The 25,151-nt window shown below is 70.6% G+C and carries 22 protein-coding genes, 2 pseudogenes and 1 riboswitch; of the genes and pseudogenes, 15 read left to right on the forward strand and 9 right to left on the reverse strand.

Features of this window, described 5'->3' with window-relative positions; all coding sequences use genetic code 11:
• Positions 1-27: 27 nt before the first annotated feature.
• The gene (gene nadA, locus AC6F7H_RS21475; RefSeq protein ID WP_500758545.1) at positions 28-1,212 is read right to left on the reverse strand and encodes a quinolinate synthase NadA; all 1,185 of its coding nucleotides are present in this window, start codon (positions 1,210-1,212) and stop codon (positions 28-30) included.
• Between the two features lie 360 nt (positions 1,213-1,572).
• On the opposite strand from nadA, the gene AC6F7H_RS21480 reads away from it, so the two are divergent.
• Positions 1,573-1,929 (forward strand): HesB/IscA family protein, encoded by a 357-nt coding sequence (locus AC6F7H_RS21480; protein WP_109377461.1) that lies wholly within the window; start codon positions 1,573-1,575, stop codon positions 1,927-1,929.
• A 116-nt stretch (positions 1,930-2,045) separates the two neighbouring features.
• Here AC6F7H_RS21480 and AC6F7H_RS21485 read toward each other — a convergent pair whose 3' ends face one another.
• Together AC6F7H_RS21485 and AC6F7H_RS21490 are read right to left on the reverse strand one after the other, a co-directional pair.
• Positions 2,046-4,373, reverse strand: a complete 2,328-nt coding sequence (locus AC6F7H_RS21485; RefSeq protein ID WP_500758546.1) for a hypothetical protein — start codon at positions 4,371-4,373, stop codon at positions 2,046-2,048.
• Between the two features lie 179 nt (positions 4,374-4,552).
• Complete coding sequence (locus AC6F7H_RS21490; RefSeq protein ID WP_109377462.1) at positions 4,553-4,762, reverse strand: hypothetical protein; 210 nt, start codon at positions 4,760-4,762, stop codon at positions 4,553-4,555.
• 131 nt (positions 4,763-4,893) lie between these two features.
• Here AC6F7H_RS21490 and AC6F7H_RS21495 point away from each other — a divergent pair, with 131 nt between their 5' ends.
• A complete protein-coding gene (locus AC6F7H_RS21495) occupies positions 4,894-5,868 on the forward strand; it encodes a carbohydrate kinase family protein (RefSeq protein ID WP_109377463.1) in 975 nt (324 codons plus the stop codon).
• Between the two features lie 39 nt (positions 5,869-5,907).
• Here the strand turns inward: AC6F7H_RS21495 and AC6F7H_RS21500 are convergent, their stop codons facing one another.
• Entirely contained in the window at positions 5,908-7,308 is a 1,401-nt protein-coding gene (locus AC6F7H_RS21500) for a cysteine desulfurase/sulfurtransferase TusA family protein (RefSeq protein WP_500758547.1), read from the reverse strand.
• Between the two features lie 363 nt (positions 7,309-7,671).
• On the opposite strand from AC6F7H_RS21500, the gene ctaC reads away from it, so the two are divergent.
• From ctaC to AC6F7H_RS21520, 4 genes are all read left to right on the forward strand, one after another.
• Positions 7,672-8,661, forward strand: coding sequence for an aa3-type cytochrome oxidase subunit II (gene ctaC, locus AC6F7H_RS21505; RefSeq protein WP_500758548.1), 990 nt, complete (start codon positions 7,672-7,674; stop codon positions 8,659-8,661).
• Positions 8,658-10,394, forward strand: coding sequence for an aa3-type cytochrome oxidase subunit I (ctaD, locus tag AC6F7H_RS21510; RefSeq protein ID WP_500758549.1), 1,737 nt, complete (start codon positions 8,658-8,660; stop codon positions 10,392-10,394). Before ctaC ends, ctaD begins: the two co-directional genes overlap by 4 nt.
• On the forward strand, positions 10,391-10,789 hold the full coding sequence (locus AC6F7H_RS21515) for a cytochrome c oxidase subunit 4 (protein WP_109377924.1): 399 nt from the start codon (positions 10,391-10,393) through the stop codon (positions 10,787-10,789). The genes ctaD and AC6F7H_RS21515 overlap by 4 nt, the downstream gene beginning before the upstream one ends.
• Before the next feature lie 129 nt (positions 10,790-10,918).
• A complete protein-coding gene (locus AC6F7H_RS21520; protein WP_500758550.1) occupies positions 10,919-12,178 on the forward strand; it encodes a L,D-transpeptidase in 1,260 nt (419 codons plus the stop codon).
• A 37-nt stretch (positions 12,179-12,215) separates the two neighbouring features.
• Here AC6F7H_RS21520 and AC6F7H_RS21525 read toward each other — a convergent pair whose 3' ends face one another.
• Positions 12,216-12,617: a response regulator gene (locus AC6F7H_RS21525; protein ID WP_500758551.1), complete on the reverse strand. Its 402-nt coding sequence runs from the start codon at positions 12,615-12,617 to the stop codon at positions 12,216-12,218.
• Between the two features lie 200 nt (positions 12,618-12,817).
• Here AC6F7H_RS21525 and ctaE point away from each other — a divergent pair, with 200 nt between their 5' ends.
• The 6 genes from ctaE (at position 12,818) to AC6F7H_RS21555 (ending at position 20,177) form a co-directional block, all read left to right on the forward strand.
• Positions 12,818-13,429, forward strand: a complete 612-nt coding sequence (ctaE, locus tag AC6F7H_RS21530; protein ID WP_109377921.1) for an aa3-type cytochrome oxidase subunit III — start codon at positions 12,818-12,820, stop codon at positions 13,427-13,429.
• Positions 13,430-13,508: 79 nt separating this feature from the next.
• Entirely contained in the window at positions 13,509-14,321 is an 813-nt protein-coding gene (qcrC, locus tag AC6F7H_RS21535) for a cytochrome bc1 complex diheme cytochrome c subunit (RefSeq protein WP_500758552.1), read from the forward strand.
• Positions 14,318-15,376, forward strand: coding sequence for a cytochrome bc1 complex Rieske iron-sulfur subunit (gene qcrA / locus AC6F7H_RS21540; RefSeq protein ID WP_500758553.1), 1,059 nt, complete (start codon positions 14,318-14,320; stop codon positions 15,374-15,376). The genes qcrC and qcrA overlap by 4 nt, the downstream gene beginning before the upstream one ends.
• Positions 15,373-17,025 (forward strand): cytochrome bc1 complex cytochrome b subunit, encoded by a 1,653-nt coding sequence (qcrB, locus tag AC6F7H_RS21545; RefSeq protein ID WP_500758554.1) that lies wholly within the window; start codon positions 15,373-15,375, stop codon positions 17,023-17,025. The genes qcrA and qcrB overlap by 4 nt, the downstream gene beginning before the upstream one ends.
• 149 nt (positions 17,026-17,174) lie before the next feature.
• Positions 17,175-18,239 (forward strand): anthranilate phosphoribosyltransferase, encoded by a 1,065-nt coding sequence (gene trpD, locus AC6F7H_RS21550; protein WP_500758555.1) that lies wholly within the window; start codon positions 17,175-17,177, stop codon positions 18,237-18,239.
• A 135-nt stretch (positions 18,240-18,374) separates the two neighbouring features.
• A riboswitch (SAM riboswitch) is annotated at positions 18,375-18,491 on the forward strand.
• 201 nt (positions 18,492-18,692) lie between these two features.
• On the forward strand, positions 18,693-20,177 hold the full coding sequence (locus AC6F7H_RS21555; protein WP_500758556.1) for an aminotransferase class V-fold PLP-dependent enzyme: 1,485 nt from the start codon (positions 18,693-18,695) through the stop codon (positions 20,175-20,177).
• Here AC6F7H_RS21555 and AC6F7H_RS21560 read toward each other — a convergent pair.
• From AC6F7H_RS21560 to AC6F7H_RS21575, 4 genes and pseudogenes are all read right to left on the reverse strand, one after another.
• Positions 20,132-20,302: pseudogene (locus AC6F7H_RS21560) on the reverse strand (glycerate kinase); the annotation flags it as partial. The gene AC6F7H_RS21555 and the pseudogene AC6F7H_RS21560 overlap by 46 nt on opposite strands.
• Positions 20,275-20,744: pseudogene (locus AC6F7H_RS21565) on the reverse strand (SLC13 family permease); the annotation flags it as partial. The pseudogenes AC6F7H_RS21565 and AC6F7H_RS21560, both read right to left, overlap by 28 nt.
• A 99-nt stretch (positions 20,745-20,843) precedes the next feature.
• Positions 20,844-21,125 (reverse strand): Lrp/AsnC family transcriptional regulator, encoded by a 282-nt coding sequence (locus AC6F7H_RS21570; protein WP_500758557.1) that lies wholly within the window; start codon positions 21,123-21,125, stop codon positions 20,844-20,846.
• Positions 21,122-21,856 carry a rhomboid family intramembrane serine protease gene (locus tag AC6F7H_RS21575; RefSeq protein WP_500758558.1) on the reverse strand — a complete coding sequence of 245 codons (735 nt, stop codon included), beginning with the start codon at positions 21,854-21,856 and terminating at the stop codon, positions 21,122-21,124. Before AC6F7H_RS21575 ends, AC6F7H_RS21570 begins: the two co-directional genes overlap by 4 nt.
• Positions 21,857-22,013: 157 nt before the next feature.
• Between AC6F7H_RS21575 and AC6F7H_RS21580 the strand changes: the two genes are divergently transcribed.
• The 3 genes from AC6F7H_RS21580 (at position 22,014) to AC6F7H_RS21590 (ending at position 25,119) form a co-directional block, all read left to right on the forward strand.
• On the forward strand, positions 22,014-22,253 hold the full coding sequence (locus AC6F7H_RS21580) for a hypothetical protein (protein ID WP_109377913.1): 240 nt from the start codon (positions 22,014-22,016) through the stop codon (positions 22,251-22,253).
• A 65-nt stretch (positions 22,254-22,318) separates the two neighbouring features.
• The gene (locus tag AC6F7H_RS21585) at positions 22,319-23,668 is read left to right on the forward strand and encodes an NYN domain-containing protein (protein WP_500758559.1); all 1,350 of its coding nucleotides are present in this window, start codon (positions 22,319-22,321) and stop codon (positions 23,666-23,668) included.
• 365 nt (positions 23,669-24,033) lie between these two features.
• Positions 24,034-25,119, forward strand: coding sequence for a C40 family peptidase (locus AC6F7H_RS21590; protein WP_500758560.1), 1,086 nt, complete (start codon positions 24,034-24,036; stop codon positions 25,117-25,119).
• Positions 25,120-25,151 lie beyond the last annotated feature (32 nt).

Raw genomic sequence — 25,151 nt, forward strand, 5'->3', positions numbered from 1 at the left:
GCTCCCGGATTCAGGCCGGGGAGCACATCAAGGCAGCGCCAGCATCCGCTCCAGGGCCAGCTTGGCGTACTCCTCGGTCTCCTTGTCGACCTCGATGCGGTTGACCAGGGTGCCCTCGGCGAGGGACTCCAGGGCCCAGACCAGGTGGGGGAGGTCGATGCGGTTCATGGTGGAGCAGAAGCAGACCGTCTTGTCGAGGAAGACGACCTCCTTGCCCTCGGGAGCGAAACGGTTCGCCAGCCGGCGGACCAGGTTCAGCTCCGTGCCGATGGCCCACTTGGAACCGGCCGGGGCCGCCTCCAGCGCCTGGATGATGTACTCGGTCGACCCGACGTGATCAGCTGCGGCCACGACCTCGTGCCGGCACTCGGGGTGGACCAGGACGTTCACGCCCGGGATGCGCTCGCGCACGTCGTTGACCGAGTCCAGGCTGAAGCGGCCGTGCACCGAGCAGTGGCCCCGCCACAGGATCATCTTCGCGGCCCGCAGCTCGTCCGCCGTCAGCCCGCCGTTCGGCTTGTGCGGGTTGTAGACGACGCAGTCCTCCAGGGACATCCCCATGTCCCGCACCGCGGTGTTGCGGCCGAGGTGCTGGTCGGGGAGGAAGAGGACCTGCTCGCCCTGCTCGAAGGCCCAGTCGAGGGCGCGCTTCGCGTTGGAGGAGGTGCAGATGGTGCCGCCGTGCCTGCCGGTGAAGGCCTTGATGTCGGCGGAGGAGTTCATGTACGAGACGGGCACGACCCGGTCGGCTATGCCGGCCTCGGTCAGCACGTCCCAGCACTCCGCGACCTGCTCGGCGGTGGCCATGTCCGCCATGGAGCAGCCGGCCGCGAGGTCCGGCAGGACGACCTTCTGGTCGTCGCCGGTGAGGATGTCAGCGGACTCGGCCATGAAGTGCACGCCGCAGAACACGATGTACTCGGCCTGCGGGCGCGCGGCGGCCTCCCGCGCCAGCTTGAACGAGTCGCCCGTGACGTCGGCGAACTGGATGACCTCGTCGCGCTGGTAGTGGTGGCCGAGCACGAAGACCTTGTCGCCGAGCTTCTCCTTGGCGGCGCGGGCGCGTTCCACCAGGTCCGGGTCGGACGGCGAGGGCAGGTCGCCGGGACACTCCACACCGCGCTCGCTCCTCGGGTCGGCCTCCCGGCCGAGAAGCAACAGGGCGAGGGGCGTCGGCTGTACGTCGAGCTCCTGGGTCTGGGCGGTGGTCACGACACGCACCCTTTCTGTTCTGCGGCTCGCCGAGCCGTGAGGAACGGCCCGGCGGGACAAGCGGGACACCGGTTCGACGACTTCTCGTCGAATTGACGCTATCTATCATATCCGGTTCACGTCACTTTGACGACGGCCATAGCGTCCATGTGACGTGAATCCCGGCGCCCCGCTGTTCATTCCCGAAGCCCCGCCGGAACGATTCCGAAGGGGGGCGCATGGACCGTTTTCCGCCCGACGGGGCGTGTGCGAGCATGAAGACGGAGCCGAGAGGACAAGCTCCCGGCCCGGAATGAATCCGCGCCCCCGCCGGTTGCAACCGTCGGCAAGCAGTCTCCGTACAACCCGGGAGAGATGTAGATGTCCGTATCGGACGAGACCACCACCGCCACCGACGGCATCATCGTGACCGACGCCGCCGCGGCGAAGGTCAAGGCGCTGCTCGACCAGGAAGGCCGTGACGACCTCGCGCTGCGCGTCGCCGTCCAGCCCGGTGGCTGCTCCGGCCTGCGCTACCAGCTCTTCTTCGACGAGCGTTCCCTCGACGGCGACGTGGAGAAGGACTTCGACGGGGTGAAGGTCGTCACCGACCGGATGAGCGCCCCGTACCTGGGCGGCGCCACCATCGACTTCGTCGACACCATCGAGAAGCAGGGCTTCACCATCGACAACCCGAACGCCACCGGCTCCTGCGCCTGCGGCGACTCCTTCAGCTGAGCCGGGCCCTTCCCGCCCGGGGCCCCTCCCGGACGGAACGGCACGACGCATGACGAAGGCGGCGGCCCCCTCCGACGGGGCCGCCGCCTTCGTGCTGTCCGGACGTCCTCAGCTCTTCATCGCGTCTGGCCGGAGGAGGGCGCCGTGGGCAGTCGCGCGCCGTCCTTGTGCAGCGGCACCGGCTCGCCGTCGGCGTCCACCACCTCACGGGTGCCCAGCGGCGCGTCGAGCCGCACCGTCTGCTGGTACTGCCTGGCGATCAGGATGCACACCTTGTCCGGCCGGGACGTCTCGGTCACGGTGACGGCGACCCGGCCCCCGTGCTCGCTCGCCTTCGCCTCGTAGTCGGCGCACACCCCGCCCGTGAAGGACACCGTCAACTCGCTGCCCTCGGCGGTGTAGCCCTCGACCCCGACCTCGCGCGTGGACGGCGCCGAGGTCGGCCCGTCGCCGTCGCCCGGCTCGGCGGGCCGCCCCGTGCCGGGCTCCCCGGACCGCATCCCGGAGGTGAGGTACTCCGGATCGACCGCCGGGTAGGTCACCGTGCCGCCGTCCTGCGAGGCCGTCGGCCGCGTCTCGAACAGCCAGGACGGTACGAGCGTCTGCCTCCCGTCCACCGAGTGCGCGGCCAGCCCGAACACCGCCTCGTCGACGGTGACCGTGTCCTCGGCCGGCAGGGGCGTCGCCGTGACACACGGCTCCGACTGCTCCTGCTGCTCACCCTCCAGCGGTACGGGGGTGGCGCAGCCGCCGATCTTCGCACGGTCGCCGGCGCCCGGTGCCGTGTTCATCAGCTCCAGCGCCTTCTCGGCGCTCACCACGGGGTACGCGTCGCCCTTCACCGGCGTCGACAGCCGGCCGCTGCCGCCGACGATCTCGCCTCCGGCGCCGACGACCACACCGGTCGTCCAGCCGTGCGTCGGCAGCCCGCCGACCTCGGGTTCCGCGTTCACCACCCGCTTGACGCCCATGACCTGGCTCGCGTCGAGCTTCGCGTCGTCCTGGCCGAGTGCCTTCAGCACGGGCGCGGCGGCCTTCCGCGCGGCCTCCTCGGTCGCCGCCGGGGCGTCGTCGGCCGAGGGCGTCCGGCACGTCTCGCCCTTGCAGTCGTCGGTACCCGGCATGTAACGGCTGAACGTCCAGGTGCCGGGGGCGTCCCGGTCCACCCGCAGGGTGGGCCCGCTGCCGTCCTTGCCGCCGATCCGCCAGGAGTCGCCCTCCGCCACCGGCTTGCCGTCGACGTCGAGTGCCTTCGCCAGCCTGACCACCTGCGCCTCGGTGATCTGCCCCCGGGCGTGGTAGACCGGCGCCGAGTCGGGGGCGTCTGGGAGAGCGCCGTCGGCGCGGTAGGTGGCGCCGTACGGGTTGGGCTCACCGGGCGCGATGCCGTGCGGTCCGCCCTCGGCGTAGGCGTCGAGGGTGAGCGGCGGGGGAGTGGCGTCCCCGTTCGCCCCCGGAGTCGTACCGCCGCCCGACCCGGCGGCGGCACTGGCGGCGAGGTAGGCTCCGCCGCCCCCCACCAGCAGCACGACCGCGGCCACCGACGCGACCAGCAGCGGCGACCGCCGCCACCCGGCCCCACCGCGACCGTCCTCGCCGCCGTCTCCGTCACGACCGGCGCCCCCGGGCTCCGGGCGGACGGCCGCCTGCGGGGCGCCGGCCTCAGGGGCGGGCTCGGATGCTCCCGCGTCGCCCTCCGGCACATCGGCCTCGCCGCTCACGGTTTCCGGCTGCCCGTCCCGGTCCGGAGGGGTCTGCCCGGGTTCGCTCCCGGGCGCCTCGGGCTCGTCTTCCGGGGCCTTCGCGTCCACGGGTTCCGGCGTCGACGGCTCGGCGGCCTCGGCCCGCGTGGCGTCGGCCTTCGCGTCGCCGTTCTCCGGGACCCCGGTCTGCGGGATCTCACCCTGATCCTGGTCGGCCGTCGAGGGCTTGCTCTTCGGGGTCCGGTCCGTGCTGCTGCCCGCCTCCGCGGCTGCGGTTTCCGGTGCCGGGCGGTCCGTGCCGTCCGCCGAGGGCGCCTCGGGCTCGCCTTCCGGGGGCTTTGTGCCCTCGGGTTCCGGCGTCGACGGCTCGGCGGCCTCGGCCCGCGTGGCGTCGGCCTTCGCGTCGCCGGAGTCCGGGCCTTCGGGCTCCGGCTGTCCGGACTGGGGTCGGGGGGGCTGCGCGGGGTCGGTCTCCGGGCCCTCGCCGCCGTCGGTCTGCGGGGCGGCGGCTTCCCCTGCCGAGGTGGTCTCCGGGCCGTCCGCCGAGGGCTCCGGCGCCTTCCCGGCGTCGGCCTCGACGGAGGCCTCGGGCATGGCGGAGCCGGATACGGGGGTTCGGTCCGGAGCCTGCTGCTCCGGGGCGTCCTTCGTCGCGCCGTCGGCCGAAGCGCCCCCGGTGTCGCGCGCGCTGCCGGAGGCCCTCGCCTCGGCGTCGTCGTTGTCGGGCCGCTCGGTGTTCACCGCATCGCTCCTTCGGCTGCACAGCTGTCCCGGAAGACCCTTCCCGGTCGCACCGGGACTGCTGGTGGGTCGTATCCCGTATCCCCTTTACGGGGGACGGCGATGGGACGCAGCGGGGGAGCGCACGGTTCCCGTCCGGTTTCCCCGGGAGCCGTGATCCTGGCCGGCGAGGGCCCGACTCAGTCGCCGTAATCCGACATCGCGTCCAGCAGCCGCGCCGAGGACGACGGCACGGAAACGCCGTGGATCAGGGACGGAGGCACCGGGCGGGTGTCGCCGCGGTCCGGCGCCGTCCAGCGGGAGGCCATCCGGGCGCAGTCGCCGCGCAGCGACTCCAGGTCGCCTTCGAGGTCGGCCTGCGTGGGGGCGTGGACCTTGAGGTTCGTCATAGCGGCACCGTAGGCATGCCGAAGGTCACGAAGAAAGATCTACTATCGGGTAGTTTTGTCGGCTTCAAGTGGGCGGCTCGCACCCGGTAGCGTGGGGTGACAATCCCCCCTCCCTCAGGAGAGTCCACGCCGTGCGCATCGCAGTCACCGGCTCCATCGCCACCGACCACCTCATGACGTTCCCCGGGCGCTTCTCCGACCAACTCGTCGCGGACCAGTTGCACACGGTCTCGCTGTCCTTCCTGGTCGACCAGCTCGACGTGCGCCGGGGCGGAGTGGGCGCGAACATCGCCTTCGGCATGGGCCAGCTCGGCACCCGGCCGATCCTCGTAGGCGCCGCGGGCTCCGACTTCGACGAGTACCGGGCCTGGCTGGACCGGCACGGCGTCGACACCGCGTCCGTCCGCATCTCGGAGACGCTGCACACCGCCCGCTTCGTGTGCACCACGGACGCCGAGCACAACCAGATCGGCTCCTTCTACACGGGCGCGATGAGCGAGGCCCGGCTGATCGAGCTGAAGACCGTCGCCGACCGGGTGGGCGGCCTCGACCTGGTCCTCATCGGCGCCGACGACCCGGAGGGCATGCTCCGGCACACCGAGGAGTGCCGCTCGCGGGGCATCCCGTTCGCCGCCGACTTCTCCCAGCAGATCGCCCGGATGGACGGGGAGGAGATCCGCATACTGCTGGACGGGGCGACCTATCTCTTCTCCAACGAGTACGAGAAGGGGCTCATCGAAACCAAGACGGGCTGGACCGACGCCGAGATCCTCGCCAGGGTCGGCCATCGCGTCACCACCCTCGGCGCCCGGGGCGTACGCATCGAACGCGCCGGTGAGGACCCCGTCGAGGTCGGCTGCGCCCAGGAGGAGCGCAAGACGGACCCGACCGGCGTGGGCGACGCCTTCCGCGCCGGGTTCCTGTCCGGACTGGCCTGGGGCGTCTCACTGGAGCGCGCCGCGCAGGTCGGCTGCATGCTCGCCACCCTGGTCATCGAGACCGTCGGCACCCAGGAGTACCAGCTGCGCCGCGCCCACTTCATGGAGCGCTTCGCGCAGGCCTACGGCGACGAGCCCGCGGCCGAGGTGCAGAAGCACCTGGCCTGACGCCCCCTCCGGGCTCCCCGGCCCGGAGCGAGCGCCCGCTCAGGAGAGCCGGCGGACCACATAGGCTGAGCCGTGGTCCGCCGGCTCCTCGCCCACGTACTCCTGCCCGCGCATCTCGCACCACGCCGGGATGTCCAGCCGGGCCGCCTCGTCGTCCGCGAGGACCCGCACCGTGCCGCCCACCGGCACGTCGCCGATCACCTTGGCCAGCTCGATCACCGGGATCGGGCAGCGCCGGCCCAGCGCGTCCACCACCAGGGCGCCGCCTCCCCCGGCGGTGTGCTCGGCAGCTTCCGCGGTCCCCGCCGCCACCGGAGCCCCCAGCCTCTCCCGCACCTCCGCCACCACCCGGGGCAGGACGGTCAGGAACCGCTCGACGTCCTCAAAGTCCGTCCCCGGCGGCAGCGAGACGCGGACGTTGCCCTCGCTGAGCACCCCCATCGCCCTCAGCACATGGCTCGGGGTGAGCGTGCTGCTGGTGCACGAGGAACCGGACGACACGGAGAAACCCGCGCGGTCCAGCTCGTGCAGCACCGTCTCCCCGTCGACGAAGAGACACGAGAAGGTGACGATCCCCGGCAGCCGCCGCCGCGGATCGCCGACCACCTCCACGTCCGGCACCAGGGCCGGCACCCGCGTCCGGATCCGCTCCGTCAGATCCCGCAGCCGGGCCGCCGCCTCGGCCGCCTCGGCACGCACCGCCCGCAGCGACGCCGCCGCGGCCACCACCGCCGGGATGTTCTCGAACCCGGCCGCCCGCCCCGACTCCCGTTCGTCCAGCGGCCCCTGGGGAGCGAACCGCACCCCCTTGCGCACCACGAGCAGCCCGACCCCCGAGGGGCCGCCCCACTTGTGGGCGCTCGCCGTGAGCAGCGACCAGTCACCCGCCACCGGCCCCCAGCCCAGCGACTGGGCCGCGTCCACCAGCAGCGGTACGCCCGCCGCCCGGCACGCCTCGGCCACCTCGGCCACCGGCTGCACGGTCCCCACCTCGTGGTTGGCCGACTGGAGGCAGGCCAGCGCGGTGTCCGGCCGCAGGGCTTCCGCGTACGCCGCGGGATCCACGGCGCCCGTACGGTCCACCGCGACCTCGGTGACCGAACCGCCCCCGGCCTCGTGCGCTTCCGCCATATGGAGGACCGACGAGTGTTCGACCGCGGACACGATCAGGTGCGATCCGACGCGTCGCCGCCCGGCCAGCGCCCCCTCGATCCCGATGTGCGCCGCCCGGGTGCCGGACGGGGTGAACACCAGCTCGTCCGGGCGGCATTCCACCGCCTCGGCGGCCGCCTCGCGCGCCGCGTCCAGCAGCAGCCGGGCCCGCCTGCCCTCCCGGTACAGCCGTGCGGGATCCGCCCACCCCTCGTCCAGTGCGGCCAGCAGGGCCTGACGGCCGACGGGGTGGAGCGGGGCGGCGGACGCGGCGTCAAAGTAGGCCATACGGCAACGTTAAGGCGTGGCCCGGCCGCCGAGCGGCCGGGGGCCGTGCCCCTCGGCGGTTCCGCCACGGGGAGGGGCGAACGGCCGGGCCCTCCATACCCACCGCGGCCTCACCGCACACCCGTCCGCCTGCCGAGTCCCCCGTGCGAGCGGTACTTTCGGGCGACGGGGCATCCCCTCTCCCTCCCTTCGGGGTGACGGGCGGCGCGTATGCCCCCCTCCCCGCGACCCCCCGGAAGGCGTCGGCTAGGGTTTGGTCCGCATAAACATCCAAACCCCTGCCCGACGCAGGGCGGCGACCGACCGGTGAGAAGGACAGGCCGCAGCCGTACAGCGCGGGCGAGACTCTCGGGAAGGCGCTACGTGAGTCCCAACGGCTCCGACCTCCCCCACGGCCTGAAGGGCGTGGGTGGTACCCCCAAGCCGCGGCGCCCGATGCAGCGGAAGCTGCTGCAGGCACTGACCGCGGGCCTGGTCCTGGCGACCGCCACCGGTTGCACATGGGAGGACTTCCCTCGCCTTGGTATGCCCACCCCCACCTCAGAGCAGGCGGAGCGAATCCTCTCCCTGTGGCAGGGTTCGTGGGCGGCCGCGCTCGCCGTCGGCGGGCTCGTGTGGGGCCTGATCCTGTGGAGTGTTTTCTTCCACCGGCGCAGCCGCACCAAGGTCGAGGTACCTCCGCAGACCCGGTACAACATGCCCATCGAGGCGCTGTACACCGTGGTTCCGCTCATCATCGTCTCGGTCTTCTTCTACTTCACGGCCCGGGACGAGTCCGAGCTGATGAAGCTCGACAAGCCCGACGTCACCGTCAACGTCGTCGGCTTCCAGTGGAGCTGGTGCTTCAACTACATCGAGAACGTCGAGGGTTCCTCCGGCGACGCGAAGACCTCCAAGGAACTCGACGCGATCCCGGACCGCTACAAGGACGCCTTCCCGGCCAACGCCGGCGGTGTCAACGACTGCGGCACCCCCTCCACGCGGAACCCGCAGACGAACAACCCGGGCCCCACCCTGTGGCTGCCCGAGGGCAAGCGGGTCCGGTTCGTCCTGACCTCGCGGGACGTCATCCACTCCTTCTGGGTGGTGCCGTTCCTGATGAAGCAGGACGTCATCCCGGGCCACACCAACGCCTTCGAGGTGGTCCCCAACCGTGAGGGCACCTTCCTCGGCAAGTGCGCCGAGCTCTGCGGTGTCGACCACGCCCGGATGCTGTTCAACGTGAAGGTCGTCTCCCCCGAGCGCTACGAGGCGCACCTCAAGGAGCTCGCGGAGAAGGGACAGACCGGTTACGTTCCCGCCGGCATCGCGCAGACGAGCCACGAGAAGAACCGGGAGACGAGCAAGCTGTGAGCATCCTCAACGAATCCCAGGGTGCCGCGGCAGCTGTGGCCTCCTATGAGAACGAGCTGCCGGTACGGCGCAAGCAGCCCGGCAACATCGTGGTCAAGTGGCTGACGACCACGGACCACAAGACGATCGGCACCATGTACCTGGTGACGTCGTTCGTGTTCTTCTGCGTCGGTGGCGTCCTGGCGCTGGTCATGCGCGCGGAACTCGCCCGGCCCGGTCTGCAGATCATGTCGAACGAGCAGTTCAACCAGGCGTTCACGATGCACGGCACGATCATGCTGCTGATGTTCGCGACGCCGCTGTTCGTCGGCTTCGCGAACTGGATCATGCCGCTGCAGATCGGCGCCCCCGACGTCGCCTTCCCGCGGCTGAACATGTTCGCCTACTGGCTCTACCTGTTCGGCTCGCTGATCGCGATCGGCGGCTTCCTCACCCCGGACGGGGCCGCCAGCTTCGGCTGGACCGGCTACGCACCGCTGTCCGACGCGGTCCGCTCGGTGGGCGCCGGCTCCGACATGTGGATCATGGGTCTGACCCTGCAGGGCTTCGGCACCATCCTGGGCTCGGTCAACTTCATCACCACGATCATCTGCATGCGCGCGCCGGGCATGACCATGTTCCGCCTGCCGATCTTCACCTGGAACGTGCTGCTGACCGGTGTCCTGGTCCTGCTCGCCTTCCCGGTGCTGGCCGCCGCGCTGTTCGCGCTCGAGTACGACCGCAAGTTCGGGGCGCACATCTTCGACGCGACCAACGGCGGGGCGCTGCTGTGGCAGCACCTGTTCTGGTTCTTCGGCCACCCCGAGGTCTACATCATCGCGCTGCCGTTCTTCGGCATCGTCTCCGAGATCGTCCCGGTCTTCTCACGCAAGCCGATCTTCGGCTACATGGGTCTGGTCGGCGCGACGATCGCCATCGCGGGTCTGTCGGTGACCGTGTGGGCGCACCACATGTACGCCACCGGCGGCGTGCTGCTGCCGTTCTTCTCCTTCATGACCTTCCTGATCGCGGTCCCGACCGGGGTGAAGTTCTTCAACTGGGTCGGCACCATGTGGAAGGGGTCGCTGAGCTTCGAGACGCCGATGCTCTGGTCCATCGGCTTCCTGGTGACCTTCCTGTTCGGCGGTCTGACCGGCGTCATCCTGGCCTCGCCGCCGCTGGACTTCCACGTCACCGACTCGTACTTCGTCGTGGCGCACTTCCACTACGTGGTGTTCGGCACCGTCGTCTTCGCGATGTTCGCCGGATTCCACTTCTGGTGGCCGAAGTTCACCGGCAAGATGCTCGACGAGCGGCTCGGCAAGGTCACCTTCTGGACGCTGTTCATCGGCTTCCACGGCACCTTCCTGATCCAGCACTGGCTGGGCGCCGAGGGCATGCCGCGCCGGTACTCGGACTACCTGGCGGCCGACGGCTTCACCGCGCTGAACACGGTCTCCACCATCGCCTCGTTCCTGCTCGGCATGTCGCTGCTGCCGTTCTTCTACAACATCTGGAAGACGGCCAAGTACGGCGAGAAGATCGAGGTCGACGACCCGTGGGGCTACGGCCGTTCCCTGGAGTGGGCCACCTCGTGCCCGCCGCCGCGGCACAACTTCCTCACCCTGCCGCGGATCCGCTCTGAATCCCCGGCCTTCGACCTGCACCACCCGGAGATCGCCGCCCTCGACCAGCTCGAGAACGCCGGTCACGGTGAGAAGGTCCTCTCCGGCGGCAAGGAGGCCGGCAAGTGAAGATCCAGGGCAAGATGTTCATGTGGCTGAGCCTCTTCCTGCTCGTCGTGGCGGTTGTCTACGGCGTGTGGTCGAAGGAGCCGGCCGGCACCACGGCCCTCTTCCTGGCCTTCGGCCTGAGCATCATGGTCGGCTTCTACCTGGGCTTCACCGCCCGGCGGGTCGACGTGGGCGCGCAGGACAACAAGGAGGCGGACGTCGCCGACGACGCCGGTGAGGTCGGGTTCTTCAGCCCGCACAGCTGGCAGCCACTCTTCCTGGGCATCGGCGGTGCCCTCGCCTTCCTGTCCATCGCCATCGGCTGGTGGCTGATGTTCTTCGCGATGCCGGTGATCCTGGCCAGCATCTGGGGCTGGACCTTCGAGTACTACCACGGTGAGAACCGCACCCAGTAGCACATGTCGCGCGACGCAGGGCCCGGACACTCCGCCAGGAGCGTCCGGGCCCTGCGTCTGCCACACCGAACATCACTCGTTCGAGTCGCCCGGCGCGCCGGAGTTGACGGGGCTCCCTAGCGTGAGGTCATGAGACGTGATCCGCGCAACCGCACCGTCGTCGGCTGCACGCTGCTGGTGATCGCCCTTGGTGCGGGCGTTGCCGGTTGCTCCGCCGTCGGCGACCCGCTGTCCGCCGAGCCCTACGACGCGGCGGACCAGATCTCCTTCAACGGCCCCACCGCCGAGGGCGCGACGGCCGACCCGGACACACCTCTGGAGGTCGTCGCCGAGGACTCCGACGGGCGCATCACGGACGTCACGGCCGTGGACACCAAGGGCCGCCACGTGGCGGGTGAACTCGCCGCCGACGGCAGCCGCTGGCACAGCACCTCCCCGCTCGTCGCCGACGCGAGCTACACGATCCGGGTGAGCACCGAGGGCGTGGACGGGGCTCCCGGCCGCAAGGTCCTCGCCCTCACCACCGGCAAGTCCGCCACCAAGAGCCTGGGCGTCGCCTTCGGCCCCGAGGCGGGCACCTACGGCGTCGGCCAGCCGCTCACCGCCGAGCTGACCGAGCCGGTCGAGGACCCCGCGCAGCGCGCCGTCGTGGAGCGCGGCCTGAAGGTGTCCTCCACGCCCTCGGTGGAGGGCTCCTGGCACTGGGTGGACGACAAGAAGCTCCACTTCCGCCCGAAGGACTACTGGCCCGAGAACGCCACCGTCCGGGTGCGCAGCACCCTGGAGGGCGTCAGGATCGACGACCGTCTCCGGGGTGGCAGGAGCGAACCGCTGACGATCAGGACCGGCGACCGCGTCATAGCCGTCACCGACGTCGCGTCACACCGGCTGACGGTCTACAAGGGCGACAAGCAGATCAAGACGATCCCCGTCACCGCCGGCAAACCCGGGTTCGAGACACGCAACGGCGTCAAGGTGGTCCTCGGCAAGGAGCGCACCGTACAGATGCGCAGCAGCACCATCGGCATAGCCGAGGGCTCCGCCGAGTCGTACGACATGCCCGTCCACTTCGCCACCCGGGTGACCTGGAGCGGCGAGTACGTGCACGCCGCCCCCTGGTCCGTCGGCTCCCAGGGCTACGCCAACGTCAGCCACGGCTGCGTCGGCATGAGCACCGGCGAGGCAGAGTGGTTCTACAACACCATTCGCAGGGGCGACCTGGTCACGGTCGTGAACTCGGGCGGCGCCGACATGGATCCGTTCGGCAACGGCTTCGGCGACTGGAACCTCAGCTGGACCGACTGGCGCGCGGGCAGCGCCCTGACGGGCGGCGCCGCGGGAGGTCCCGCCCCGGAGGAGAAGGCGCGCCTGCGCCCGCAGCCGACCTGAGAGTCACCGCGGGCGCCGCGCCGGTGAGGACCGTGCGTCAGACGTTCAGGGCGCTTTTCTGCCGCAGCAGGGAGGCGAGGGCCGAGGCGAACTCCACCGGCTCCACCGGCAGCGTCACAGCCGCCTCCGCACGGCTCCAGGTGGCCAGCCAGGCGTCCTGGGGACGGCCCATGAGCAGCAGCACCGGCGGACACTCGAAGATCTCGTCCTTGATCTGCCGGCACACGCCCATGCCGCCCATGGGTGTGGCCTCGCCGTCCAGGACGCAGACGTCGATGCCGCCCCGGTCCAGCTCCTCGAGGACGGCCGGGACGGTCGCGCACTCCAGGAACTCCACGACGGGCGTGTCCGGGGCCGGCCGCCGACCGGTGGCGAGCCGCACCTGCTCCCGGGTGTTGGCGTTGTCGCTGTAGACCAGCACCGTGGCGGTCGCCTGCATTGTTCCTCCACGCTTCTGAGGGGGCTCGGCATCGTCGGTACCGCGCGTGCCGATGGCGCGGATGCTACCCCTTCCGACAGCTTGTCAACACTGGTTCGGACGTCACTTCGATGGGCCATCCGGGCACTACAGGAGGGGCGAACACACCGAACGGCACCCCCCGGGGTGAGGGCGGGATAAGCGACCGACATAATGTCGGCGTGGCGACAGCAACGACAGTAGACACCGGGCACGCGCTCCCGTCGGTCAACCGACCGAACCTCACCAGCGTCGGAACCATCATCTGGCTGAGTTCCGAGCTGATGTTCTTCGCGGCCCTCTTCGCGATGTACTTCACCCTGCGATCGGTGACCGGACCCGACTTCTGGTCGAAGCAGGCCGACACCCTGAACTTCCCGTTCTCGGCGACGAACACCACGGTCCTGGTGCTCTCCTCACTCACCTGCCAGCTCGGCGTGTTCGCAGCCGAGCGCGGTGACGTGAAGAAGCTCCGGGCGTGGTTCATCGTCACGTTCATCATGGGCTCGGTCTTCATCGGCGGTCAGGTCCTGGAATACACCGAGTTGGTCAAGCACTACGGTCTGACCATCTCCTCCGACCCGTACGGCTCGGTCTTCTATCTGACCACCGGCTTCCACGGCCTGCACGTTCTGGGCGGCCTGTTCGCCTTCCTGCTGGTCCTCGGCCGGACCTACGCGGCTCGGAGGTTCACCCATGACCAGGCGACGGCGGCCATCGTCGTGTCCTACTACTGGCATTTCGTCGATGTCGTCTGGATCGGCCTTTTCGCCACGATCTACATGATCAAGTAGGCGGGCTCGAATCCGCGCGCTCGAAGAGCGCACCTATCCAGAAGCATCGACGCAGAAGATCCTGACACCGGGGTAATCCGTGAAAAAGCTCTCCGCACGACGACGCCACCCGTTGGCGGCGCTCGTCGTTCTGCTCCTCGCGCTGGCATGCACCGGGGGGCTGTACGCCGTGTTCGCACCCGCGAGCAAGGCGCAGGCCGACGAAACCGCCCAGTCCCTCGCCATCGAGGAGGGCAAGAAGCTCTACGCCGTCGGCTGCGCCAGCTGCCACGGCACCGGCGGTCAGGGCAGCACCGACGGCCCCAGCCTGGTCGGCGTGGGTGCCGCGGCCGTTGACTTCCAGGTGGCCACCGGCCGGATGCCGGCCGCCACCTCGCAGAGCGCGCAGCTCCCGCGGAAGAAGGCCGTCTACAACCAGGCCGAGATCGACCAGCTGGCGGCGTACATCGCCTCCCTGGGTGCCGGCCCGGCCGTTCCCACCGAGGAGCAGTACGGCCCCGAGGGCGCCGACATCGCCAAGGGCGGTGAGCTGTTCCGCAACAACTGCGCGCAGTGCCACAACTTCACCGGCAAGGGCGGTGCGCTCACGCACGGCAAGTACGCCCCGAGCCTTGACAACGTGGACCCCAAGCACATCTACGAGGCCATGCTGACCGGCCCGCAGAACATGCCCTCCTTCCCCGACGGTTCACTGTCGGAGCAGAACAAGAAGGACGTCATCGCCTACGTGAACGCGGTCAACGGCAAGGAGACCGACAGCCCCGGCGGCCTGGCGCTCGGCGGGCTCGGCCCGGTCGCCGAAGGTCTGTTCGCATGGATCTTCGGACTCGGCGGGCTGATCGTGATCGCCGCCTGGGTCGCCGCTCGGACCGCAAAGGCCAGGAAGTCATGAGTAGCCAAGAGACTCCCGACGAGAAGCTGCCCGCGGAGCAGGGCGCCGCGCACGGCGCGATCCGCGTCGCGGACGAGAAGAACCCGTTCGCCGACCCCGGGCTGCCTCCGCACGAGCCCCGGATCCAGGACGTCGACGAGCGGGCCGCCAAGCGGTCCGAGCGTACGGTCGCCCTCCTGTTCACGGTGTCGATGCTGGCCACCGTCGCCTTCATCGCCGCGTACGTGGCGATCCCGATCGACAAGTCCGTCTTCATCTTCCCGCTCGGTCGGATCGGCGCGCTGAACTTCGCGCTCGGTACGACCCTCGGCATCGCCCTGTTCACCATCGGCGTCGGCGCGGTCCACTGGGCCCGCACGCTGATGTCGGACCAGGAGCTCACCGACGAGCGGCACCCGATCACGGCCTCGCCCGAGGTCCGCGAGAAGGTCATGGACGACTTCCGCCAGGGCGCCAAGGAGTCGGCGCTCGGACGGCGCAAGCTGATCCGCAACACGATGTTCGGCGCGCTCGCCCTGTTCCCGCTCTCCGGAGTGGTGCTGCTGCGTGACCTCGGGCCGCTGCCCGAGGACAAGCTGCGCAACACCCTGTGGTCCAAGGGCAAGCTGCTCATCAACATGAACACGAACGAGCCCATGCGGCCGTCCGACATCGCCGTGGGCTCGCTGACCTTCGCCAAGCCCCAGGGCCTGGAGGAGGACCAGCACGAGTTCATGAACGAGATCGCCAAGGCCGCCCTGATGCTCGTCCGCATCCAGCCGGACGACATCAAGGACAAGCAGTCGCTCGAGTGGTCGCACCAGGGCATCCTCGCGTACTCGAAGATCTGTACCCATGTCGGTTGCCCGATCTCCCTGTACGAGCAGCAGACGCACCATGCGCTGTGCCCCTGCCACCAGTCCACCTTCGACCTTGCCGACGGCGCCCGGGTCATCTTCGGTCCCGCCGGACACGCCCTGCCGCAGCTGCGCATCGGTGTGAACAACGAGGGCTACCTCGAAGCGCTCGGCGACTTCGACGAGCCCGTCGGTCCTGCATTCTGGGAGCGCGGATGAGTACCACGACCAGCAGCACGAACCCATCGGGCGCGGGCCGCTCCCGCGGGAAGACGCCGGCCGGCGAACGGGTCGCCGACTGGGCGGACAGCCGGCTGGGGATCTACTCCCTGGCCAAGGCCAACATGCGCAAGATCTTCCCGGACCACTGGTCGTTCATGCTGGGTGAGGTCTGCCTCTACAGTTTCATCATCATCATCCTCACGGGTGTGTATCTGACGCTGTTCTTCCACCCGTCGATGAACGAGGTGGTGTACCACGGCAGTTACGTCCCGATGCAGGGACAGCTGATGAGTGAGGCGTACAAGTCGACGCTCGACATCAGCTTCGACATCCGCGGTGGTCTGCTGATCCGGCAGATCCACCACTGGGCGGCGATCGTCTTCCTCGCCGGCATGTTCGTGCACATGATGCGCGTGTTCTTCACCGGCGCGTTCCGCAAGCCGCGTGAGATCAACTGGGTGTTCGGCTTCCTGCTGTTCGTCCTGGGCATGTTCACCGGTTTCACCGGTTACTCGCTCCCGGACGACCTGCTCTCCGGCACCGGTGTCCGCTTCACGCAGGGCGCGATCCTGTCCGTGCCGATCGTCGGCACGTACATCTCGATGTTCCTGTTCGGCGGGGAGTTCCCGGGGACGGACTTCGTCGCCCGGTTCTACTCGATCCACATCCTGCTGCTGCCGGGCATCATGCTCGGCCTCGTGGTGGCGCACCTGATCCTGGTCTTCTACCACAAGCACACGCAGTTCGCGGGTCCCGGCAAGACCAACAAGAACGTCGTGGGCATGCCGCTCCTGCCGGTGTACATCGCCAAGGCCGGAGGCTTCTTCTTCCTGGTCTTCGGTGTACTGGCCGTCATCTCGGCGACCGTGTCGATCAACGCGATCTGGAACATCGGTCCCTACCGGCCGGACATGGTCTCCACCGGGGCTCAGCCCGACTGGTACATGGGCTTCGCCGAGGGCCTGGTCCGTGCCATGCCCGGCTGGGAAGTCAACTTCTGGGGTCACACGCTGGTTCTGGGCGTCTTCATCCCGCTGGCGCTGTTCGGCGTCTTCCTCGCGATGATCGCGCTCTACCCGTTCATCGAGTCCTGGATCACCGGGGACAAGCGCGAGCACCACATCCTGGACCGGCCGCGCAACGCCCCGACCCGCACGGCCTTCGGTGTCGCCTGGGTCACCGCGTACATGATCATGTTGATCGGTGGTGGCAACGACATCGTCGCCACGCACTTCAACCTCTCGATCAACGCGGTCACCTGGTTCGTCCGCATCGGGTTCTTCCTGGGACCGGTCGTCGCGTTCATCGTCACCAGGCGGATCTGCCTCGGCCTGCAGCGCCGGGACAAGGACAAGGTGCTGCACGGCCGCGAGTCGGGCATCATCAAGCGCCTGCCGCACGGTGAGTTCATCGAGGTCCACGAGCCGCTCAGCCAGGAACAGCTGCACACCCTCACGGCGCACCACCAGTACGAGCCGGTCGAGATCGGCCCGCTGGTCGACGAGAACGGCGTCGAACGCAAGGTGAAGCCGGCCGAGAGGCTGCGCGCCAAGCTCAGCAAGGAGTACTACGGCGAGGGGTCCCAGATCCCGAAGCCGACCGTCGAGGAGTACAGGGAGATCACGAGCGGCCACGGCCACCACTGATCACCTGAACCTCGTACGACATCCAAGTCGCCACACGACGGCGAAGGGCCCCCGTCCGCAGACCGGACGGGGGCCCTTCGCCGTGCTCCGGGCTGGATAAGGTGGGGGGTGAAACCCCTTTACACCTGTCTATGACCCAGGAGCGGCAGATGAGCGCTGTGACCCCCGCAGGAGGCAATACCGCGGCGGACCGCTCCTGGCCCGTCCTGCTGAACGGACTGCTGGACGGACACGACCTGTCCGCCGACGACACCGCCTGGGCGATGGACCTGATCATGCGCGGTGAGGCCACCGACGCGCAGATCGCCGGGTTCGCCGTGTCCCTGCGGGCCAAGGGCGAGACGGTCGACGAGATCGTCGGCTGCGTCCGGGCGATGTACGACCACGCCATCGCGATCGAGGTGCCGGGGGAGACCGTCGACATCGTCGGCACCGGTGGCGACGGCGCCAAGACGGTGAACATCTCCACGATGTCCTCGATCGTCGTCGCGGGCACCGGGGCGAAGGTCGTCAAGCACGGGAGCCGGGCCGCCTCCTCCGCGTCCGGTGCCTCCGACGTCCTGGAGAAGCTCGGCGTCAACCTGGAGCTGACCCCGCAGCGAGTCGCCGAGGTCGCCGAGCAGGCCGGGATCACCTTCTGCTTCGCGGTGAAGTTCCACCCGGCGCTGCGCCATGTGGCCGCCGCGCGAGGACAGCTGGGCATCCGTACGGTGTTCAACTTCCTGGGCCCGCTGGCCAACCCGGCCCGGGTCCGGGCCCAGGCCGTCGGGGTCGCCGACCCGAGGATGGCGCCGATCATGGCCGGTGTGTTCGCCGACCGCGGCCACTCCTCGCTGGTGTTCCGCGGTGACGACGGCCTCGACGAGCTGACGACCACCGGCACCTCGCGGGTGTGGGTGGTCCGGGACGGCAAGGTGACCGAGGAGCACTTCGACCCGCGGGACGTCGGCATCGAGCCCGTGCCGCTGGAGGCGCTGCGCGGCGCCGACGCCTCGTACAACGCCGAGGTCGCCAGGCGGCTGCTGGACGGCGAGCGGGGCCCGGTGCGGGACGCGGTGCTGCTGAACTCGGCGGCGGCGCTGGTGGCGCTGAAGCCGGGCGCCGGGGCCCTGGCGGAGCAGATCCGGGCGGGGATGGCCGAGGCCGCCGAGTCCATCGACTCGGGAGCCGCCAAGCGAGTCCTGGAGCACTGGGTGGCGGTCAGCAACGCGTGAACCGCCGCCGCGGCGGGCCGGCCCCCGTTCGGCCGCCGCCCGGCCGCATCCGACGCGACAGGGCGCGGTCCGGAACCGTCCAGGATCCGGACCGCGCCTCGCGCGTCGCGGACCGTGTGGCAGGATCTGGGACCAGGTCACGAGTGACAGCCATCAGGCCCCGGCCGGCTGTCCGGCAACCCTCCGTCCGTGGCGGGGTGCCCCGGGTGAGGACCAGGCCGCGAGCAGCAGGGCTCGCGGCAAGCGCGGACCCCTCGCACTCGATCGAGTGGACACACCAGGGGTCCTGGTCGTTCGAGGGAGCCTCCCAGTGAAACAGCGAATGCGCTAGGGCGTTTCTGACGGCCCGGAAGAGGCCGCAGAGCCCCGCCTCCGCACCCCTTTTCGCCTCTCCCACGCTCGAGCCGTGTGCGCTCGCGTGGTGATTCCGCCTGCCTCCACGGGAGTTCACCCATGTCCGTCTCCGCCGTCGCCACTGTCCCAGCCGTCTCTGCTGTCTCCGCTGTCACCCCCGCCCCCGCCCCCGCCGTCGCCGGCGACCGGTTCGGCGGTGCGCTGCTGCCGGTCCTGGGGCGCGACGTCGCCGTCCCGCTCGTCACCGGCGGCGAGATCGGCCACGCCGCGCTCGACTACGCCGCCAGCGCCCCCGCACTCCAGCGTGTGTGGGACGACGTGGCCGCGTACGCGCCGTACTACGGCAGCGTCCACCGGGGCGCGGGACATCTCTCCCGGCTCTCCACCGACCTCTTCGAGAACGCCCGCCGGACCGTCGCCGAGTTCCTCGACTGCCGCATCGAGGACAGCCCGGGCGAAGCCCGGTCCGGCAAGGGCGGTGGTGGGCGGCGGGAGGGCGATCAGGTCGTCTTCACCCGGTCCACCACCGACTCGCTCAACCTGCTCGCCGCCGCCCTCCCGGACGACTGCCGGGTCTTCGTCTTCGAGACCGAGCACCACGCCTCGCTGCTGCCCTGGCGCGGCGGTTCCCGCGTCACCCTCCTCGACGCCCCGGACAGTCCGGAGCAGGCCGTGCGGTCCCTGGAGCACGCCCTCGCCGACCGTGAGCCGCACGGCCCGGCCCTGGTCTGCGTCACCGGTGCCTCCAACGTCACCGGCGAGCTGTGGCCCGTACGGGAGCTGGCCGCCGCCGCCCACGCGCACGGCGCCCGGATCGTCCTGGACGCCGCCCAGCTCGCCCCGCACCGCGCGGTGAGCGTGCGTGACCTGGACGTCGACTGGGTGGCCTTCTCCGGGCACAAGCTGTACGCGCCGTTCGGCTCCGGTGTCCTGGCCGGCCGGGCCGACTGGCTGCGCCAGGCCGAGCCCTACCTCGCGGGCGGCGGCGCCAGCCGCACCGTCACCCGGCGCGAGGACGGTTCGCTGGACGTCCGGTGGCACGACGGCGCGGCCCGGCACGAGGCGGGCTCGCCCAACGTCATCGGAGCCCACGCCATCGCCTCGGCCTGCGAGGCGCTCCGTGAGGCCGGTTTCGACGCGCTGGCCGCCCGCGAGGAGCGGCTGATCCGCACGGTACGGGACGGGCTCGCGGACGTGCCCGAGGTGCGGTTCCTGTCCCTGTTCGGGGACGACGCGCCGCGCGTCGGCGTGCTCTCCTTCGTCGTCGACGGCTGGAACAGCTCCCACTTCGCCGCGGCCCTGTCCGCCGAGTACGGCATCGGCGTCCGGGACGGGCTGTTCTGCGCCCACCCGCTGCTGCGCGCCCTGCTCGGCGGTGACCCGCGGACCCCGGGCGAGTGCGGTGCCCCCGAGGCGGCGTCCGGCGAGAGGCCCCTCGACGCGATCCGCGTCAGCTTCGGCGCGGGCACACCGGACGAACACGTGGAGCGCTTCGTCCGCGCCGTCAGGGAGCTCGTGCGGGACGGCGCCCGGTGGAGCTACCGCACGGTCGACGGCCGCTGCGTACCGGACACGTCCGCCTGAGCCGGGCCGCCCGGGGCGGCGGCGGGCCGGAGCCCGGCGGAGGCGGGACCGGGCAGCCGGGTGCCCAGGACGATCATGCGCAGGGCGCGTTCCGTGGCGCCGGTGAGGAGTTCGGCGCCGCGACCGGGCTCACCCCGACGCCCACGGAGGCCGCGACCACCAGTGGCACCAGGACCGAGGAACGGGCGGAAGGGGACTGCAGGACCAGATGGGCCGCCGTACCGGCCACGACGACCACGGCCAGGAACAGCATCGGGGTCAGGGCCGTGGGAAGCCCGCCGACCAGCCACTTCGCCGACCCCGACTCGGAGAGCGCGACGCCCGTCGCCGTCGTCGCCGCAATGAGCAGCAGCAGCGGCCAGGGCACCGTCTTCAGCGCGTCCTTCAGCCGTACGGTGCCCAGGGCGGGCAGGCTGGCGAGGCGGCGACGACCGAGCCGATCAACGCGACCACGGCGGACGGCACCCGGTGCAGTGGTTCGCTGCACCACAGGGCCACCACCGCGCCGAGCAGCAGGGCGCAGCGCTTCTCGGCCTGCGTCCAGGGGCCGGTGACCGGGCGGTCGCTGCGTCAGCGTCGTCACTCGCAGGGCTGTCGGTCACCGAGAGCCGGTCCACGACCTCGTCGCTCGGCGTCGGCCCGGGCCGCCCGGCCGTGCCGGCCGCCTCAGCTGTCCAGGCCGATCGCGAACGCGGCCTCCAGGTCGTGCTGCGAGTACGTGCGGAACGCCACGTGCGTGTCGGTCCCCTCCACGCCCGGGATCTTGCTGATCCGGCCCGGGATGACCTCCGCCAGGTCCTCGTGCTGCCTGACCCGCACGATGGCGATCAGGTCGTAGGTACCGGTGACGGAGAAGACCTCGCTGACGCTGTCCAGCGCGGCGATCTGCTCCGCGATCTCGGGGATCCGGTCCACGCTGGTCTTGATGAGGACGATCGCGGTGATCACGGCTGGTTCTCTCCCTCGGGGGCCGGAGCTGGGGCGGCTCTCACTGTAGTCGCCCCTTGGAAACGCGCCCACGCGCAGCAGAAGCCCAGCCCGAAGCCCACCAGGTGCGCCAGATACGCCACCCCGGGCCCGTCGGAGGCGGGCATCGCCGCCAGACACTGCGACACCGCCCAGAACGGCAGCACGACCCACGCGGGGAAGCGCACCGGCAGGAAGAACAGGAACGGCAGCAGACTGGTCACCCGCGCCCGGGGGAACAGGAAGAGGAACGCGCCGAGGACCGCCGAGATCGCTCCCGAGGCCCCCACCACGGGCTGCCCGGAGCCCATGTGGACGGCGGCGTACCCGAGCAGGGCCAGGTAGCCGCAGCCGACGTAGAACAGGAGGAACTGCAGGCGGCCCATCCGTGCCTCGGCCATCGTCCCGAAGACATGGAGGAAGAGCATGTTGCCGAGCAGATGCACCCAGCCGCCGTGGACGAACAGCGCCGTGGCGGGGGTGAGGGCGGCGCCGGGGGAGCCCTCGAACAGTTCTGCGGGGATCACGCCCCAGCGGCGGAAGTAGCTCCGCTGCGCGGCCGGCAACTCCTCCCCGGACCCGTACGCCGGATCGAGCCCCGAGGCCGGCCCCATGAGGAAGACCGCGCAGCACAGGACGATGAGGGTGTGGGTCACCGGTGCCGACGGGCGCCTCAGCGCTCCGGCGGCCGACGTCCCCCAGTCACGGATCATGAACACAGAGCATGACGTAAGGGGATGCAACCGCACAGACCGCCTCGCCGCCGTGGACGGGCGGGCGGCGAGGACCCGCCAGGCCGTAGGGTTACGTGCCACACGCGCCGGGGTGCCCGGCACGTCACGGACACTGGAAGAAAGGCGAAGAGCCACGATGACGGTCCCCCAGCCGACTGCCTCGACACGGTGGCGCTGCACCCTCTGCGGCAACCTCACCCGGTTCGACGTGACCCGCTCCTCCAAGGTCGTCGAGTACGTCCACCTCGACCTGGCGGGGGAGCCGAAGGTCGAGGAGCGCGAGGTCCTCGGTGAGACGATCGAGTCGGTGCGGTGCCGCTGGTGCAACGCCGTGGACCAGGTGGAACTCGTCGACAGGCCGGGTGCCGGCTCCTGAGTGGAGCGGGCCCCGCTCAGAAGACCCCGTACGCGGGGTCACGCACAGGCATTGGGGTGTGACGGATGGTGGAGACCGCGGGCGGGAGGCCGCAGGACGGCGCCGCTGAGGTGCTCGACCGTCCGCTGCCCGACGGCGTGCGCCGCCGGGTCGTCCAGATCGTCTCCGACGGCTTCGGCGGACTGACGGTCACCGAGCTGCCCGCCCAGCTCAGGCAGTACGCCCGGTTCACCCCGAACCGCCGCGCCAAGTTCGCCGGCAACGCCATGGCCGCCGCGCTGGAGAGCGAACCGCTGTTCCGCCAGCGCATCGCGGAGCGGCTGAAAGAGGCCCAGCCGGAACTGTCCGGCGCCCTCGAGTCGGGCTCCCCGCCCCCGGCCGCCGATCCGCTGGACGTGGCGGCCGCGGCCTACGTCATGCGGCCGCCCGGCTGGGTGAAGCTGGTGACCGCCGCGGGCGAGGAGGCCCAGCGGGCCGACGCCGAGCGCGCCGACGAGGAGAACCGGGCCGAGGTGGAGCGGCTGCGCGCCGAACTCGCCCGCGCCCGCGAGCACGCCAGGTCCGAGACCGAGCGGCTGCGCGGCGACCTGGACTCGGCCAGGAAAGAAGCGGACTCCCTGCACCGCAAGCTGCGGTCCGCGCTCAGTGACGTCAAGCGCGGCGCGGCCGCGCTGCGCAAACTGCAGGGGGAGCTGGACGCCGTCCGCGCCGACGGGCAGACGCAGGTCTCCGCCGCCGAGAGCGAGAGCCGGCGGCTCAAGGCGCGCCTCGGCGAGTCTGAGGCCGCCCTGGAGGCCGCCCGCCGGGCCGCCCGGGAGGGCCGCAGCGTCGAGGACATGCGGGCACGGCTGCTCCTGGACACCGTGCTGGACGCCGCCCAGGGGCTCCGGCGCGAGCTCGCGCTGCCCCCCGTGTCCGTCCGGCCCGCCGAGACCGTGGACGCCGTCGAGCCGGGGCGCATGTCCCCCAAGGACATCGCGGCCCGCGCGCTGTCCGAGGACGACCCGGCCGTCCTCGACCAGCTGCTGGCGCTGCCGCAGGCGCATCTCGTCGTCGACGGCTACAACGTCACCAAGACCGGCTATCCCCAGATGCCGCTGGAGAAGCAGCGCCTGCGGGTGCTCGGCCAGCTCGCCCAGCTCGCCGCGCAGACCGGCGCCGAGGTGACCTGCGTCTTCGACGGGGCCGAACTGGCCGCTCCCGTGCTGCTGGCGCCGCCGCGCGGGGTGCGGGTGCTGTTCTCCAAGCCCGGTGTCACCGCCGACGAGCTGATCCGCCAGCTGGTCCGGGCCGAGCCGCCGGGGCGGCCGGTCATCGTCGTCTCCACCGACCGCGAGGTCGCCGACGGAGTCGCCCGCGCGGGTGCCCGCCCGGTCGCGTCGGCGGTCCTGCTGAAGCGCTTCTCCCGGGCGTAGGACGCAGAGCACAGGACGCAGAGCACAGGACGCAGGGCGCAGAACACGAAGCCCGGTAGCGGCGGCGGCGCGGTACGTACCATCCGGAACGTAAGCCCCAACCGCAACGTACCTGCCGATTGACCGAATTGGCGCGGTATTCACGCAACGTAGCGTCAAGCCGATATCACTGCACGTGAGTTGAGGGCAGAGAAACGCACTGTGACATAGATTTTGTGCCCGAGGATTTGAACTGATCACAAGAGAATCACTAGGGTCAGGCATCGAACCTCCGCTCGGGTGATCGTTCACATGGGGTGGCGACGACGGAGGTCCCGCCCGCCGGCGTGTCGGTAGGCGGCTGGAGGAAGAAGGAGCTCGCCTCCGTGGCGTCCCACCGTCGTCCCAAGCAGCCGAACCGGGCACGTGTCACTGTGCTCACCACCGCTGCCGCAGCTGCCGTCGTCCTGAGCTCGCAGGCCGCCAACGCGGCCCCCAGCGAGAAGCCGAGCAAGGACGAGGTGAAGGCCAAGGTCGACAAGCTCTACCAGCAGGCGGAGCAGGCCACCGAGAAGTACAACGGCGCCAAGGAGAAGCAGGAGAAGCTCCAGAAGGAGATCTCCACCATCCAGGACAACGTCGCCAAGGGCCAGCAGGAGCTCAACGAGCTGCGCGACGGCCTCGGTTCGATGGCCAGCGCCCAGTACCGCAGCGGCGGCCTGGACCCCTCGCTCCAGCTCTTCCTCTCCGCCGACCCGGACGACTACCTCGACAAGGCGGCCACCCTCGACCAGCTCAGCACCCAGCAGGTCGACGCGCTGAAGAAGATCCAGGAGAAGCAGCGCGAGCTCGCCCAGCAGCGCTCCGAGGCCTCCGGCAAGCTCGAGGACCTCGCCTCCACCCGCACCGAACTGGGCAAGAAGAAGAAGGAAGTCCAGGGCAAGCTGGGCGCCGCGCAGAAGCTGCTCAACAGCCTGACCGCGGAGGAGAAGGCGAAGCTCGCCGAGGAGGAGGCACGCGCCACCCGCGCCAGCGAGCGGGAGGTCCTCAAGGCTTCCGGTTCCGACGCCGGCACCGCCGCCGGAACCGGCACCTCCGCCCCGGTCTCGAGCGGCTCCGGCCGCGCCGGCGCCGCCTTCGCCGCCGCCCAGAGCAAGCTCGGCACCCCTTACGTCTACGGCGCCACCGGCCCGTCCTCCTTCGACTGCTCGGGCCTCACCTCCTGGGCGTACGCCCAGGCAGGCGTCGGTCTCCCGCGCACCTCCGAGGCGCAGACCGGCGCGGGCACCAGGATCTACTCGGCCAGCCAGCTCCAGGTCGGCGACCTGGTCTTCTTCTTCAACGACCTGCACCACGTCGGTCTTTACGCGGGCAACGGCCAGATCATCCACGCCCCGCGCAGCGGCACCGTCGTCCGCTACGAGTCGATGAACACCATCGGCGGCCCGTTCATGTTCGGCGTCCGCGTCTAGGAACGGTCGGACCCCCGTTAATCCTGTCGGCC

The sequence above is a fragment of the Streptomyces sp. MMS24-W38 genome, from assembly GCF_059889265.1.

Coding starts and splice junctions, on each gene's coding strand:
- AC6F7H_RS21585 (WP_500758559.1), top strand. CDS start 22,319: ATGGTGGAGACCGCGGGCGGGAGGCCGCAGGACGGCGCCGCTGAGGTG.
- qcrB (WP_500758554.1), top strand. CDS start 15,373: ATGAGTACCACGACCAGCAGCACGAACCCATCGGGCGCGGGCCGCTCC.
- AC6F7H_RS21580 (WP_109377913.1), top strand. CDS start 22,014: ATGACGGTCCCCCAGCCGACTGCCTCGACACGGTGGCGCTGCACCCTC.
- AC6F7H_RS21555 (WP_500758556.1), top strand. CDS start 18,693: ATGTCCGTCTCCGCCGTCGCCACTGTCCCAGCCGTCTCTGCTGTCTCC.
- AC6F7H_RS21500 (WP_500758547.1), bottom strand. CDS start 7,308: ATGGCCTACTTTGACGCCGCGTCCGCCGCCCCGCTCCACCCCGTCGGC.
- qcrA (WP_500758553.1), top strand. CDS start 14,318: ATGAGTAGCCAAGAGACTCCCGACGAGAAGCTGCCCGCGGAGCAGGGC.
- AC6F7H_RS21575 (WP_500758558.1), bottom strand. CDS start 21,856: ATGATCCGTGACTGGGGGACGTCGGCCGCCGGAGCGCTGAGGCGCCCG.
- AC6F7H_RS21490 (WP_109377462.1), bottom strand. CDS start 4,762: ATGACGAACCTCAAGGTCCACGCCCCCACGCAGGCCGACCTCGAAGGC.
- AC6F7H_RS21480 (WP_109377461.1), top strand. CDS start 1,573: ATGTCCGTATCGGACGAGACCACCACCGCCACCGACGGCATCATCGTG.
- AC6F7H_RS21520 (WP_500758550.1), top strand. CDS start 10,919: ATGAGACGTGATCCGCGCAACCGCACCGTCGTCGGCTGCACGCTGCTG.
- trpD (WP_500758555.1), top strand. CDS start 17,175: ATGAGCGCTGTGACCCCCGCAGGAGGCAATACCGCGGCGGACCGCTCC.
- AC6F7H_RS21525 (WP_500758551.1), bottom strand. CDS start 12,617: ATGCAGGCGACCGCCACGGTGCTGGTCTACAGCGACAACGCCAACACC.